Raw genomic sequence first — 13,462 nt, 5'->3', positions numbered from 1 at the left:
GAGCGATATGCTCATTTAGAAAATGCTGACGAGAACTTAAAGTTCTCTATTCAATTTGTTATGACCAACAAATTGAAATTGTATTAATTCACTCACGAGTTTCACTTGCGTAAAACTCCTCGTTGTTCAGTTTTCAAAGATCAATCTTCAATGTGAAACTTCATTTTCATCACCCGCTTGTTTCAAGCGGCGACTTTTATAATATAACACATTGCCGTTTATTTCGTCAAGCACTTTTTTTAGAAACTTTCTTTCAAACTTTCTTACCGATAAAGATCATTTAGTAATGACTTAACCTGAAAGTTTGTCGCCTTTTTAACGGGCGATTTATAATTTATCATATTAGGAAGGAATGAGTCAAGCTATATAACTAACTTTTTTTGAGTTTTTTTATCTCTCCTTCTTCAACAGCCCTATTGTTCGCTTAACAAGGAGATTTGTTAGTGAAAAGAGTTCGATACCTGTTTATAATGTCATGCCTCAACAATTATATTCGTCGAAAAAGAGAAGAGAAGAACATAATCCTCATCTCCTCTATCTTTAACATACGAACTCGAATCAATTCACAAAGTATCGAATCTCTCTGCCGCTTTCGGTTAATGAAGGAATCCAACTGCCCGTTTCCTTAATAATGGAACGATGTACTAACTTACGCAGCATGAGCGGGAGCTCCTCATGTATATACAAAAGATCAGGATGTATCATTAACTCAGCTAAACTGGCAGGATGATTACTTTTGCGAAGAACTTCTAATAGTAATTCTGAGCAGCTTTCCATTTTGGACATAACCGAAAACTCACAGGCTAGTAAAGTTAATTCCACACGTTGTTCCAAGGTCTCTTCACTCGCTATAAGCTCGTCATATAACTTATATACAGCTCTGTCCATATCTCTGATTTGTGCCCATACAGCTCGCTCTGGAGGAATCCCCCTCTCAATTACCACAATTCTTGCCCAGTGTTTGAGTGACTTCAATATGCATTGATATGCATCGATGACCTGCCCATCTGCCAACCAGCGTTTTGCCTCAACATAGGTATTTAAAAAACAAGAAAACTCATAAAACATTTTTTGCTTACGCATTTTACTGCCAAAGGCTAGCACGTATTCTCTTAGTAAATGGAGCTTCTCGTCTCGATCCCACAAGATATCTCCATCCATAAAGGCCCCCGTTACACTTCGATCTTCTCCTGTTATCAAGTACCGATTGAGCTGAACCCAATCCATATAAACAATCTGATAGCGGAGCTCTCCTATAATGGAGTGTCTTATTTTATTATGCAAAGAGCTGTCTTCGTGTAGAATCAACACATACACTTCAAAGTCCTGCATAAGAGATCCATGAAAATGCTCTCCCGAATGAGGGTATGCAATAGCTCCAACGACGCCCTGATTATCCGACTCTTCGGATAGAAAAGACAAATTAGTTAATTCCACGCTTTCCCTCCATACAATAAATGGCGATTTTTTACCAATTAAGTTATAATATAGTTCTACATATTTCTACATAAGAACATAGGTTTCCTGCTATACAGTGAAGACAATTACTCTTACGTTAGGAGCATTTATAATGATTTTTAAATCAGCTAAGATTGAAGCATTTCGAACTTGGGGATTGCTGCTGACCATGATGGGTATGGGACTTATGGTACTTGGTACAGCAGGTATTGTTTTTTTTGGTTCTGCTGGTAAGATCGCCGCAGGTATTGGACTTATTATTGGCCTGATTGCGATGATGGGAAGTCTAGGGATCTACTTTTGGGCCGGTATGATGTCTGTCAGTGCGGTTCAGATCGAATGCCCCGACTGCCGTAAACTCACTAAAATGCTGGGTAAGACGGACCGCTGTATGTTCTGCAAAACAATCATGACGTTTGACCCCGCTAAAGCAAACATTACAGCCGACCAACTTGACGTTCAAAAATCAAGATCCTAGCAATCATCATCTTACAGAAAAAAATAATAGCTACTTTCTTTATACACAAAAAAAGCCGTGCTAACTCTCCAAGGATGAACTGCACTCCAGTTGTTAGATTGTGTCTAACAACTGGAGTGCAGTTCAAAAAAGGAGCCGCAGCACGGCTTTTCTATATATATAAGATCGTATTAGTTCATATGAATCCGATTTAGCACAGCCCAGGCGCCTTCATTCGCAAAACTTCTGCTCCAGGAAGCAATTCCTGCTAACTCCAGTCTCTCAGCTAGTTCTACTCTTGCTCTAAGCGATGTCTTATCCTCAAGCCAAATCTTATTAAGGACTCCTTGCTCCTCGAACTCTACATAATGCTGACCTGTATCTTCTAAGTACCGAGGGGTCAATTTCTGCGTCGAGATGATTTCCTGAGCAGTATCCATTCCAATTGCTTTGGAGCTCACTTTGGTCTCCCCCTCGGCCGTTTCCTCCGTCCACACTCTTGTATAGGTCGGCACTCCGAGTAGGAGTTTTCCCGTTGGTACTTCATCCTCATCTATAATTTTAGTCATCGCAGCGGTAGCCCACGGTATAGATGATACAGACCCAGCTATTGGGCTTGTTGCCCAATGCTCGTCGTAAGTCATTACCATCATGTAATCAATAATCTGTCCAAGTGATCTTCGGTCAAGAAATTTACTCCATAGTTCACTATTTGATTTCGGTGTTACCGCAATCGAGAGCACTAAATCATTCTCCTTCGCATAAGGGCGAAGCTCTCTCATAAATTGAGTAACATTAGGGCCGTCTTCTGTATATACACTCTCGAAATCAACATTAATGCCACCCAGCTGATAAGTTTTCGCATATTTAATCATTTGTGTAATGATGGTATTTCGTTTTTCATAAGTGGACAACGCTGCGGCCGTTAGGTCGGCATCAAATGCGTTACTTATTAGTCCCCAAACTTCTATACCTAATGATTTTGCTTTCTTTACATAAGCAGGATCGGCCTTACTTGCTACATTACCTTTATCATCTGAAATCTCAAACCACGTAGGGCTAACTACATTCACACCTTTGAGAGTAGAAAGAGTATCTGGGTCAGCTGCACGATTGTAAACCGCCTCCCATGTAAGATTAATCGCTTTATCTTTCCATCTTCGTTCTGCCGCTGTTGGTGATACTTCCAGTTTCGGTACAGTTACCGTCTCTATCTGCTTCACTTCACTAGCTAAAACATAACCCGAATAACCGCTATCCAATTGCACAAATAACCATTCCCCATCCGAAGACCATATTCTAACCCGGTCACCAAGGTTCATCCTTTTCACAATAACAGCCTGATTACTAGGTTTTTGATAAAGGGAGATGCTTTCTTCCGTTTCTTTTTGTTTGCCAATCCCTGCTGCTACTGCATATTCTATAGTTTCACCTTGATTCATGAGTAAAACAGCTCCTGTGTCTGCGCTCTCATGAACGCTGATTCCGTACACTTCCTTCAATGCTTGTACAGGTATGTAAAGTTCGCCACTCGTTTCTTCAGGTACGGTTTGTAAAACATAAGGCTTTCCATTTAGTTCTCCCTGTTCTTCATCTTTTGTTAGCTGAAGCACCTTATCAGGGGAGGTTAAAATGATTACACCCTCTGACTCCTCATAACGAATGGAAGGATCTACTTTCTCTTGAAGTACGGAAAGAGGGAGCTTCAAACTCTCATTAGAGCCTTTCGCTTCATAATTCATAAGTTCTCCTTGAACGAAGATCGGTTTTTCGAATCCTCTCCAATCCGTAATCTCGTCCACACTACGAATCACAAAGGTCGTAATCAATATATAAGCAAGTGCGGTAATACAACCTAAGCCCAACACCTTTTTCCAAAAGGGGGCTCTTGTCCAGCGTTTTCGTGTTTTTCTTCTCACCATGTAAGTATCCTCCATTTGATATAACAAAAGTAACGTACCAAAGTTTGAAAAGAAATAAAAAAAAAACGCGAGAAATTCCAAAAAGGAATTCTCACGTAATTGTAACAGTTTTCTGTCTACCTACAACTTTTACATACACCGTAAAGTTCGAGACGATGACCATGCACTTCAAAATCTGTACAGGCTGCAGCTTTCTCTTCTACGTCATGCAGTGAAGGATAACTGAAATCTTTAATTGTTCCGCACTTCTCGCAAATAATATGATAGTGTTCCGATATATTTGCATCAAATCGGCTGGAGTTGTCACCATAAGTCAGCTCTCTCACCATACCTGCTTGTGTAAACATCTTTAAGTTATTATATACAGTGGCCACGCTCATACTAGGAAATTGAGGCTCCAGCGCACGATAAATTTCATCTGCAGTTGGATGTCCCATTGATTCCATTAAATAATTAAGAATCGCATGGCGTTGAGGCGTAATGCGGACACCAGTCGTTTTAAGTTGTTCTAACGCATGTTGGACACGTGTTGCCATAAGCCCACCGCCTTACCTTTCTTACATCGCACCCTTATTAGGGATTAAATATTTAAATTATTAGACAAAATTTTTCCAAGTTAAGTGACAGACTTCATATTTATTGTAAATTGTTATTCTTACAGTTGTCAACGCATATAGGCAAAGGAGAGATATATTAGACAAAAAAGGATGATTATCCTAAGTATAAGTTCAATGTGAATTACTTAAGGTATTAAAGTTCATCCCGCGGAGTTGTCTGTTGCTCTGGAATATCCTCCGTCATTTGGATCTGATTGATGATCAGATCACTATTTCCCTCGATTGTAATTTTATACTCGCCTTCACCAACAGTTCCTTGAATTTCTCTGTTCTTAACGGTAAATGGCAGTTCACTATTTAAGTTACCATATGTGCTGGAACCTTCAAGAGTATAGTCGCCGTCTTCAGGTAATGATAAGTTAATATCCCCCACCGCACTATATATATTCCAATTGCCACCTACCATACTTGATGTTACCTTAACGGCTCCATTCAATGTTTCAAGATTGAGGTTATTTACAGGATCAATTACATTAATATTTCCATTGCGTGTTTTTGCTTCAATATCCCCTGCAATACCGGAAGTCTGGATATGCCCCACTTGTGTCGATAAACGGATCTCTTTTGATACATCTTCCGCTCTAAGATCTCCTCGATTCGTATCTAACGAAGCACTTCCCGTCACATTTGCAACCGATATATTTCCATTCAATGTTTTAGCCCGTATATCACCGATTGCACTATGAATATAAATTTTACCGTTACCACTCTCGACATTTATGTTGTTAATCGCTTGCGGACGATCCATGTATATTGCGCCGTTCGATGTTCTAACTTCCAGATCAAATCTACGGTCGTCCGGGATCGTAATCGTCATATTAAGTCTTGGCTGGCGTTTTGATTCACTCCCATAACCTTGGGGAGAAGTAGCAATGTGAATCGTCTTTCCTTCATTCACCTTTATCTCTGAAGCTTCCGCTACTGCTTCTGCTTCTACTTCTTCTACCTGATCTACCCATACAATGGTGTTAATCTGGATTTCATCCACATCGTCTCGGTTTACTCTAATATCTCCATTCACATTCTCGATAAGAACGGATGCAGTACTCATCTCTACTGGAACAGAAATGGTGTCTTTTACAATGCGATTATCTTTAGCTTCACTATAATCCATCGAAGCAGAGGAAAGATTCAAACTCACCCTGTTCCATAGATGAGTGTAATGATCCTGCTGAGTTACGACAAAAATACAAGCGATAAGTGTAACGGAAAAGATGATACCTTTGAAATCCGGCTTAAATCGCCATTTATATTTTCTTTTACTGGAAGGTCGAAGTTGTTGATGTAGGATAAAAGAAGTAATAAATTCGATTCCCCATATAACTAGAATAAACGGCCAGTATCTTAGAAGCTCAAACATATACTCGGTCTGATAAATCTGATCAAGCAGAAGCAGAATACCCGTTACCATAATAAATAAAGTAGCTGTATATCGGCCAATTCGAATCTTATAAGGTAAAGCCATTCTTTTATTTTTTTGTTTCTTCCAGAAGCTTAGCGAAAGTAAAATTTCTCTAACGAGAAGAATGCCGCCAATCAAAATCAAAACAACTGCTGTACCTGTGGTTCCATATAGGGCGATATATTGTTGCAACCACCTCGGTCTCTGAATGAACAACACCATTAAGGTACCGCCAAAAATAAGGAGTATTCCAAAAGATATGCCACGTTCCCACGCTAAAAACCTTATATTAGGACGGACTACAGCTAACGTTCTGTCATCTTCGTCGCTCAGCTCCTGAGGCCTGCGCTTGCGCATTACAATCTGATCTGCAAGCTGGAGAACTTCATAAATATTTATGAAGTAGAGAACAGGAATAAGAAGACCCAGCAATATGAGCAGCGGCACATTAATTTGTATACCAATCGTAGAGAAATAAAGAAGAGCTGATAAATCAAGAAATAAGAGAAAAATAAATGTCAGACCTTTAAGGTATACACCAAGATATAAATGACCCAGACCCGGGAATAAAGCAGATAATAGACCTGCAATAAACTTATGTTTTTTGCGTGTAAAACGTTTTGATGAGCCAGATTGCATGGAAGGCTGCATGTGAATATCCACCTCCTGAAGAACAAACTATGAACAGTAAGTCCATTTTATTTTTGATACTACCCTATTCTCTTTTGTGTGTAACTGGAAAACAAATGGGATTTATCAAGTCTAACCTTCATAAATAGAAAATAGTAATAGAAATATAAAAAGAACTGTTCAGTATGTTTGAACAGTTCTTGTATGATCTATATAAGATACAAAAGAATACCCTTGTTATGCAAGCAAGTCTTCTATTCCACTGATATGGAGCGAAATTGATGCCACTCTTGCAGCTTAGTAACAAGGGACACCGTATTGAAACTGGTTGGAACTAGCACATGCAGAGTAACCTCGACATGCCTTTCTAACTCTGATCGATAGTTTGATGAACTAATATCCAGATCGCTTACTGTCATTTTACGAACGGCAATCTTCTCTTCCTCCATAAAATGAGAGATTTTCTCTAACAATACAGGTGTAGACACCGCACTTAGTGTAATAATGTGGGGTTTATTCGCTTTCAGATAACGCCTTTCCACTTTATTAAACACCCATAGGTTAAGAAGAACCAATACGGTGGATACAATGGCAGCGAAATAAAATCCAGCACCTACTGCAAGTCCAATACCCGCAACTACCCAGATAGAAGCTGCCGTTGTAAGTCCTGTAATGGACTTTCCTGTAAATAAAATGGTCCCGGCACCCAAAAAACCAACCCCTGTTATTACAGCGGCTGCTAAACGAGCAGGGTCCATACGAACATTCGCTTCATTCACGAAATCAGCAAAACCATATGCGGACAATAACATAATAAGTGCAGAGCCTAAGCAAACTAAAATATGTGTCCGAAAGCCAGCTGCATGGTTGGACCGCTCTCTCTCAATTCCAATTAATCCACCGAGTGTCATTGCAGTCAATAATCTTAAAAGGATATCCCAATATCCAATGAACCATGGATCGCCCATGTTATCTTACCCCTTCCGTTAAACTCATCCAGTATTAGGAACGATCGTTTATCCTATTCAAATGAAAAGTCGTTAATTCCACTCCAGGAGCAACCTCCTGCGTTTCTACCGGTTTAAAACCGTATTTTTGATACAAGTTCGAAGCTGGTATATTTTTAAGTCCCGTTGAAACGATGATTCTGGGTACATCCCGATTTAGATTCAGCACATGTTCAATAAGCTGTCCTGCTATTCCTTTACGAAAATGAAGCGGATGAACCATCATCCGAGAAATGGTCTTGGTTCCTTCCTCTTCTGTCTCTACAGCTATCGCCCCGAGTAGTTCCATATCATCTGTTATATAACCAAAAAACGATTCACCGCATCCCTGAATCGTCTCTACGGTATCTAAAAGCGGTGGAATTTCATTAAAGCCAATCCACTGTGCTTCCAGGCGATATGCCAAGTGCTGAAGTCTCCAAATCTCAAGGACCAAATCTGTATCCTGTAAAGAGACTGGTATGATTTTGCCTTCCATCTAAGCTAGTTCCTCCTACCATAAAAGAAGCCCGTCATCATCGACGAGCTTCCCTCAGTATATTCAAGCGCAACCTAGCGGCTTAAAACTTCAACAAGCAGTTTATTGGCAAGTCCAGGGTTTGCTTTACCCTTACTTTCCTTCATCACTTGTCCAACCAAGAAACCAATAGCTTTCTGCTTCCCTGCTTTGTAATCCTCTACTGACTGCGGATTAGCTGCAACAACCTGTTCAACAATCGTCAGAATGGCTCCTTCATCACTGATCTGTACGAGCCCTTTCTCTTCTACAATCTGCTCAGGAAGTTTGCCACTCTCCAGCATTTCTTTAAATACAGTCTTCGCGATTTTATTGCTGATTGTCCCCTTCTCAATAAGGCCGATCATTTCTCCGAGTCCTTGTCCAGTCAGCGGGAGTGCAGTGATCTCTACCCCTTCACTGTTAAGGTAGCCAAGCAAGTCCCCCATAATCCAGTTGGAAACAGCTTTCGCATCCGAAGTGTATTTCATGCTGTCTTCAAAAAGGTTAGCAATATGCACAGATGAAGTAATGACTTCCGCATCATAGGTTGGAAGGCCATATTCCGAAGTATATCTCGCCTTCCGCTCGTCGGGAAGTTCTGGAATCGAAGCGCGAACGCGGTCTTTCCATTCCTGACTAATATGAAGGGTAACTAGATCCGGATCCGGGAAATAACGATAATCATGAGCTTGTTCTTTACTCCGCATGGATAACGTTTTGCCAGCAGCTTCATCCCAGCGGCGTGTTTCTTGAACAATCTCTTCCCCATCATCAAGTAGCTCCGCTTGACGAATCTCTTCGTATTCTAATCCACGCTGCACTCCCCGGAAAGAGTTCATGTTTTTCAGTTCTGCTTTCGTTCCGAGTTTGGTCTCACCAAAAGGACGAAGACTGATATTAGCGTCACAACGTAACGAGCCTTCTTCCATCTTCACATCGGATACATCGCAATACTGCATAACAGCACGAATCTTCTCAAGATAGGCACGCGCTTCTTCTGGAGACGAAATCTCAGGTTCAGATACAATCTCAACAAGCGGTGTTCCTACACGGTTGAAGTCAGCAAGCGATGCATATCCACCGTCAACGTGTGTCAGCTTGCCCGCATCTTCTTCCAAATGCAAACGAGTGATACCAATACGTTTCGTTTTGCCGCCTACTTCAATGTCAATCCAACCATTCTCCCCGATTGGCTGATCATACTGTGAAATCTGATATGCTTTCGGCGAATCTGGATAGAAATAGTTCTTACGATCAAATTTGCTTACATCCGCAATGGTACAGTTAAGAGCCATTGCTGCTTTCATGGCATATTCTACTGCTTGACGGTTAAGTACCGGCAGTACGCCGGGGTGTCCTAAACAAATCGGACATGTATGTGTATTAGGCGGTGCTCCAAATTCCGTAGAGCAGCCGCAGAAGATTTTGGATTTCGTATGGAGTTCAACGTGAACTTCCAGTCCGATGACAGTCTCATATTTCTTTGATGACATATTCTATTTCCTCTCTTTCCTCTGTGAATTACAGCTGTGGACGCTGTTTATGGTAATCGGTGTGCTGCTCAAAAGCATGGGCTACACGCAGAACGGTTGACTCATCAAAAGCCTTTCCGATAATCTGCATACCAACAGGCAATCCATCTGCAAAACCACAAGGGACGCTGATCGCTGGAACACCGGCGAGACTTACAGGAATGGTAAGAATATCATTCAGATACATCGTTAGCGGATTATCTACTTGAGATCCAAGTTTAAATGCAGTTGTCGGAGCAGTAGGCCCGATAATTACATCATAGTTTTTAAATACTTCATCAAAATCATTTTTGATCAAAGTACGTACTTTTTGAGCTTTCAAATAATATGCATCATAGTAACCTGAGCTAAGCGCATAGGTACCCAGCATAATACGGCGCTTCACCTCAGACCCGAAACCTTCACTGCGGGAACGGTGATACATATCCAGCAGATTGTCCGGATTCTCAGCACGAACGCCATAACGTACTCCATCAAACCTTGCCAGGTTAGAGGAAGCTTCAGAAGAAGCAAGCAAGTAGTAACTTGCTACTGCATATTCGGTATGCGGAAGAGAAACTTCTTCCCATGTAGCGCCCAGGCTTTCAAGCACTTTCAGGCCTGCCATGACCGTTTCTTTAACCGATGCATCGACACCTTCTCCTATATATTCTTTTGGTACCGCAATTCGCAGCCCTTTCACATCGCCGGTCAAAGCACTGAGGAAATCAGGTACTTCTACATTAGCTGAAGTAGAGTCCATTGCATCATAACCGGAAATCGCTTGGAGTACATAAGCGGAATCTTCCACATTTTTGGTGAGCGGTCCAATCTGATCAAGAGAGGATGCAAAAGCAACGAGTCCAAAACGAGAGACACGCCCATAGGTAGGTTTGAGTCCAACCACGCCGCAGTAAGATGCAGGCTGACGGATCGATCCTCCTGTGTCGGAACCTAGTGTGAAATAAGCTTCACCCGCTGCCACAGCTGCGGCTGATCCACCACTGGAGCCGCCAGGTACATGATCCAAATTCCAAGGGTTACGTGCTGGATAGAAGCTGGAATTCTCGTTGGAACCCCCCATTGCAAACTCATCCATATTTAATTTGCCGAGTGTAATCGTATCGGCTGCTTTCAGCTTTTTCACAACTGTTGCATCATAGACAGGGTCGAAATTTTTCAAAAACTGACTGGCACATGTCGTCCGAAGTCCTTCAGTAACAATATTATCTTTGATTCCTGCAGGTAGTCCAAATAGCAAGCCTCGCTCTTCTCCAGCCGCAAGCTTGTCATCAAGACGTCTTGCAGCCGCTTGTGCTCCTTCTTCATCTAAAGTCAGATAAGCACGAACCTGTTCTTCTACTTTGCCGATTCTTGCATAAGATGCAGCCACTAATTCGGAAACTGAAAACTCCTTGGCATGCAGCTTATTATGTATTTCGGGTAATGTAAGATTAAGCAAACTCAACGGTATTTACCTCCCTATTGTATCTATTCAAGTATAGCCGGAACTTTAATCTGACCATCTTCTTCATCCGGCGCATTCAGCATAACTTTCTCTATTGGCAGACTTTCACGCACTTCATCTTCACGCATTACATTTGATACATGCAGTACATGTGTAGTCGGCTCGATCCCATCGGTGTCTAGCTCGTTCAGCTTTTCAGCATACTGCAAAATCGCGTTCAATTGCTCCGTTAGCTGTGTTTCTTCCTCTTCGCTTAGGTTAAGACGTGCCAGCTTTGCTACATGCTGTACATCCTGATTAGTAATACTCATACTAGGTTCGTTCCTCCTTCAAATTAACCCTATCTATTCATATTGTGTCCATTTTAACACGTCCATGCAGTGAATCAAATGAAATCGTTATAAAGAAACAAAAGGAGCCGGGAAAAATATCCGGCTCCTTACAATTAAATCCATGCACGTAGATTAACTTGCTTTATAAAATCCGCTTGTGACATTGGTTCGTTCGCGGCCTCTTCTTCCTCTTCCACTAATTCCAGTTCATCGCCATTCAGTAACTGACGAAACAACTTCTCATTATGTGTAGCCAGTGCGTAATCAATAAGGGCATCCCTCTCTATACGCTCTGCTTCCTGTCTCAAGATTTGTTCTTCGGGTTCTATATCACCTGATGGAACAAAAAAGTTGCGATTAACCTGAGGAACACGAATCACATAGTCAAAAGCATTATCTGGATTCCGATCATACGCAATAATATAACCGTAATCTCCTACAGGAAGATTCTGCTCAAAGGCGTCCGCGACGATGATAATCTTTTCCCCTAAATTCAGCATCGTCTACCTCCTGATTCATTATTGTCTGTCTAGTCTACTAAAAAAAAGTAACGATGTCTATGGAAAGAATCGCCCCATGCGAGATAAAAAGATAGATAAGATAAAGAGAGCTAAATAAAAAAAGAACGCAAACCGGGACGAATCCTCAGTCTGCGTGCTTGTCATAGTTGGGTGTTTCTAATAAAGTTCATTCTACTCATTAAGAATAGATTTGTCCATACCTTTAGACGAAAAATGTCGGATTTTCTACTATTTTTAGCGAGAAGCACGAACGTATGGATTATTTTGTTTCTCAAATCCGATGGTTGTTTTCGGGCCATGTCCGGGATATACCACAACATCCTCATCAAATGTATAGAGTGTATTCTGTATGGAGTCAATCAACTCACGCTCACTGCCTCCAGGAAGATCGGTACGTCCTACACCCGAACGGAATAATACATCACCGGCAAAAAGATCTTTACCGCTAAGCAGACTCACACTGCCTGGTGAATGTCCTGGAGTGTGGAATACTTTAAAGGTATGTCCTACTAAATTCAGAGTCTGACCGGCAGCGAGGTCATATTCTGCCGGGCCTGTCATCAGCGGTTCCGTCACATCAGGCCAGCGAAGCGATCCATTCCATTTAGGAGATTCCAGCCATTCTGCTTCCGCTGCATGCAGATAGACAGGGCACCCTTTCCACTTCCGGATTTCTTCTACACCGCCCATATGATCAAAATGAGCATGAGTAAGCACGATAGCTTCAATCTCAAGATTCTCAATCGCCCGGACAAGCGACTTAGGGTTCATACCCGGGTCAATAATAAAAGCTTTATTGGTATCTTCTCCTTGCACCAAATATGCATTTGTTTGCAGTGGTCCAAGGTTAAAAGTTCGTATATTCAGCATCTAAAAACCGGAAATCAGTTCACGCAGCTCACGTATAATCGCTGCCTGATACTCCGTACCCTCCCCGTAACGTTTTATAATTTCCTTGCGTGTTTCTGTGAGATTATCCTGATAATCTGCCGCCTCACGGTCTTTATTCTCTGCCTTAAATTGAACCATTGCTTCCTGCACATGAGCAGGACGAGGTCCCCATGTTCCAAGCACGTGACCACCGGAGTCTGTAAAGATAACTACCGGAATCGAACGTCCACCCAAGGTTAAGAATTGATCCATAATTTCAAGGTGATTCTCCATAATCAGTACTTCTGTAGGAATTCCTGTAATCTCCAATGCTTGGAATACGACCGGAATATTACGAACGACATCTCCGCACCAATCAGCTGCCAAAATAAGAACACGCAAATCATCACGATGATTTAAGCTTTCAAAGAAAGCTTGATCTTCGGCATTTGCCCACTCAAACCGTTGATACCAATCTTGAAAAGCCTCTTGGTTCTGAGTCATGTTCGAAACAAATTCTTCTGGTGGTAATCCTTTACCGAATTTATGCGATAAATTTGGAGCCATGAGAAGCACTTCCTTTCCGTTTCAGAATGTGATCAATTGATATGATGATTACATATAAACCAAATCGATAAAATACAAACAGAAAAGGAAGATATGATCATCCTTACTTACTTTATGTAAAAACGAGGATACCCTGTAAAGAAGATCAAAGGCTCTCCTTTTCCATCATATCACGAAGTTCTTATTTTCTTCTACCAAGAC

The 13,462-nt window shown here is 41.5% G+C and carries 13 protein-coding genes; 1 reads left to right on the top strand and 12 read right to left on the bottom strand.

From position 1 onward, the window contains the following. Nucleotides 1-558: 558 nt before the first annotated feature. The gene (locus tag H9647_RS21975) at nt 559-1,437 is read right to left on the bottom strand and encodes a nucleotidyltransferase-like protein (protein WP_191804069.1); all 879 of its coding nucleotides are present in this window, start codon (nt 1,435-1,437) and stop codon (nt 559-561) included. A gap of 133 nt (nt 1,438-1,570) precedes the next feature. Between H9647_RS21975 and H9647_RS21970 the strand changes: the two genes are divergently transcribed. Then, nucleotides 1,571-1,936, top strand: a complete 366-nt coding sequence (locus tag H9647_RS21970) for a DUF2614 family zinc ribbon-containing protein (protein ID WP_191804068.1) — start codon at nt 1,571-1,573, stop codon at nt 1,934-1,936. A 170-nt stretch (nt 1,937-2,106) separates the two neighbouring features. On the opposite strand, the gene H9647_RS21965 is transcribed toward H9647_RS21970, so the two are convergent. From H9647_RS21965 to H9647_RS21915, 11 genes are all read right to left on the bottom strand, one after another. Continuing rightward, the gene (locus H9647_RS21965; RefSeq protein ID WP_191804066.1) at nt 2,107-3,837 is read right to left on the bottom strand and encodes a glycosyl hydrolase family 18 protein; all 1,731 of its coding nucleotides are present in this window, start codon (nt 3,835-3,837) and stop codon (nt 2,107-2,109) included. Between the two features lie 116 nt (nt 3,838-3,953). Next, a complete protein-coding gene (gene perR / locus H9647_RS21960) occupies nt 3,954-4,373 on the bottom strand; it encodes a peroxide-responsive transcriptional repressor PerR (protein WP_191804064.1) in 420 nt (139 codons plus the stop codon). A 214-nt stretch (nt 4,374-4,587) separates the two neighbouring features. Then, the gene (locus H9647_RS21955) at nt 4,588-6,507 is read right to left on the bottom strand and encodes a DUF4097 family beta strand repeat-containing protein (RefSeq protein WP_191804062.1); all 1,920 of its coding nucleotides are present in this window, start codon (nt 6,505-6,507) and stop codon (nt 4,588-4,590) included. 233 nt (nt 6,508-6,740) lie between these two features. Further along, complete coding sequence (locus H9647_RS21950) at nt 6,741-7,454, bottom strand: MgtC/SapB family protein (protein WP_191804060.1); 714 nt, start codon at nt 7,452-7,454, stop codon at nt 6,741-6,743. Between the two features lie 34 nt (nt 7,455-7,488). After that, entirely contained in the window at nt 7,489-7,971 is a 483-nt protein-coding gene (locus tag H9647_RS21945) for a GNAT family N-acetyltransferase (RefSeq protein WP_191804058.1), read from the bottom strand. Nucleotides 7,972-8,045: 74 nt separating this feature from the next. After that, entirely contained in the window at nt 8,046-9,485 is a 1,440-nt protein-coding gene (gene gatB / locus H9647_RS21940; protein ID WP_191804056.1) for an Asp-tRNA(Asn)/Glu-tRNA(Gln) amidotransferase subunit GatB, read from the bottom strand. A 28-nt stretch (nt 9,486-9,513) separates the two neighbouring features. Beyond that, nucleotides 9,514-10,971: an Asp-tRNA(Asn)/Glu-tRNA(Gln) amidotransferase subunit GatA gene (gatA, locus tag H9647_RS21935; RefSeq protein ID WP_191804054.1), complete on the bottom strand. Its 1,458-nt coding sequence runs from the start codon at nt 10,969-10,971 to the stop codon at nt 9,514-9,516. Between the two features lie 23 nt (nt 10,972-10,994). Further along, the gene (gene gatC / locus H9647_RS21930; protein ID WP_191804052.1) at nt 10,995-11,282 is read right to left on the bottom strand and encodes an Asp-tRNA(Asn)/Glu-tRNA(Gln) amidotransferase subunit GatC; all 288 of its coding nucleotides are present in this window, start codon (nt 11,280-11,282) and stop codon (nt 10,995-10,997) included. Between the two features lie 134 nt (nt 11,283-11,416). Continuing rightward, nucleotides 11,417-11,803 (bottom strand): ATPase, encoded by a 387-nt coding sequence (locus tag H9647_RS21925; protein WP_160035831.1) that lies wholly within the window; start codon nt 11,801-11,803, stop codon nt 11,417-11,419. A gap of 255 nt (nt 11,804-12,058) precedes the next feature. Beyond that, nucleotides 12,059-12,694, bottom strand: coding sequence for an MBL fold metallo-hydrolase (locus H9647_RS21920; protein WP_191804050.1), 636 nt, complete (start codon nt 12,692-12,694; stop codon nt 12,059-12,061). Next, nucleotides 12,695-13,261, bottom strand: coding sequence for a thioredoxin family protein (locus tag H9647_RS21915; protein WP_191804049.1), 567 nt, complete (start codon nt 13,259-13,261; stop codon nt 12,695-12,697). Between the last annotated feature and the right edge of the window lie 201 nt (nt 13,262-13,462).

Source organism: Paenibacillus gallinarum, assembly GCF_014836635.1.
Classification (GTDB): Bacteria; Bacillota; Bacilli; order Paenibacillales; family Paenibacillaceae; genus Paenibacillus; species Paenibacillus gallinarum.
This window is presented reverse-complemented; position numbering and strand designations above follow the sequence as displayed.

Excerpts from the sequence above, each read along its gene's own strand:
- H9647_RS21920 (WP_191804050.1), bottom strand. The coding sequence starts at position 12,694 with ATGCTGAATATACGAACTTTTAACCTTGGACCACTGCAAACAAATGCA.
- H9647_RS21950 (WP_191804060.1), bottom strand. The coding sequence starts at position 7,454 with ATGGGCGATCCATGGTTCATTGGATATTGGGATATCCTTTTAAGATTA.
- H9647_RS21965 (WP_191804066.1), bottom strand. The coding sequence starts at position 3,837 with ATGGTGAGAAGAAAAACACGAAAACGCTGGACAAGAGCCCCCTTTTGG.
- H9647_RS21955 (WP_191804062.1), bottom strand. The coding sequence starts at position 6,507 with ATGCAGCCTTCCATGCAATCTGGCTCATCAAAACGTTTTACACGCAAA.
- H9647_RS21945 (WP_191804058.1), bottom strand. The coding sequence starts at position 7,971 with ATGGAAGGCAAAATCATACCAGTCTCTTTACAGGATACAGATTTGGTC.
- H9647_RS21970 (WP_191804068.1), top strand. The coding sequence starts at position 1,571 with ATGATTTTTAAATCAGCTAAGATTGAAGCATTTCGAACTTGGGGATTG.
- H9647_RS21925 (WP_160035831.1), bottom strand. The coding sequence starts at position 11,803 with ATGCTGAATTTAGGGGAAAAGATTATCATCGTCGCGGACGCCTTTGAG.
- perR (WP_191804064.1), bottom strand. The coding sequence starts at position 4,373 with ATGGCAACACGTGTCCAACATGCGTTAGAACAACTTAAAACGACTGGT.
- gatC (WP_191804052.1), bottom strand. The coding sequence starts at position 11,282 with ATGAGTATTACTAATCAGGATGTACAGCATGTAGCAAAGCTGGCACGT.
- gatB (WP_191804056.1), bottom strand. The coding sequence starts at position 9,485 with ATGTCATCAAAGAAATATGAGACTGTCATCGGACTGGAAGTTCACGTT.
- H9647_RS21915 (WP_191804049.1), bottom strand. The coding sequence starts at position 13,261 with ATGGCTCCAAATTTATCGCATAAATTCGGTAAAGGATTACCACCAGAA.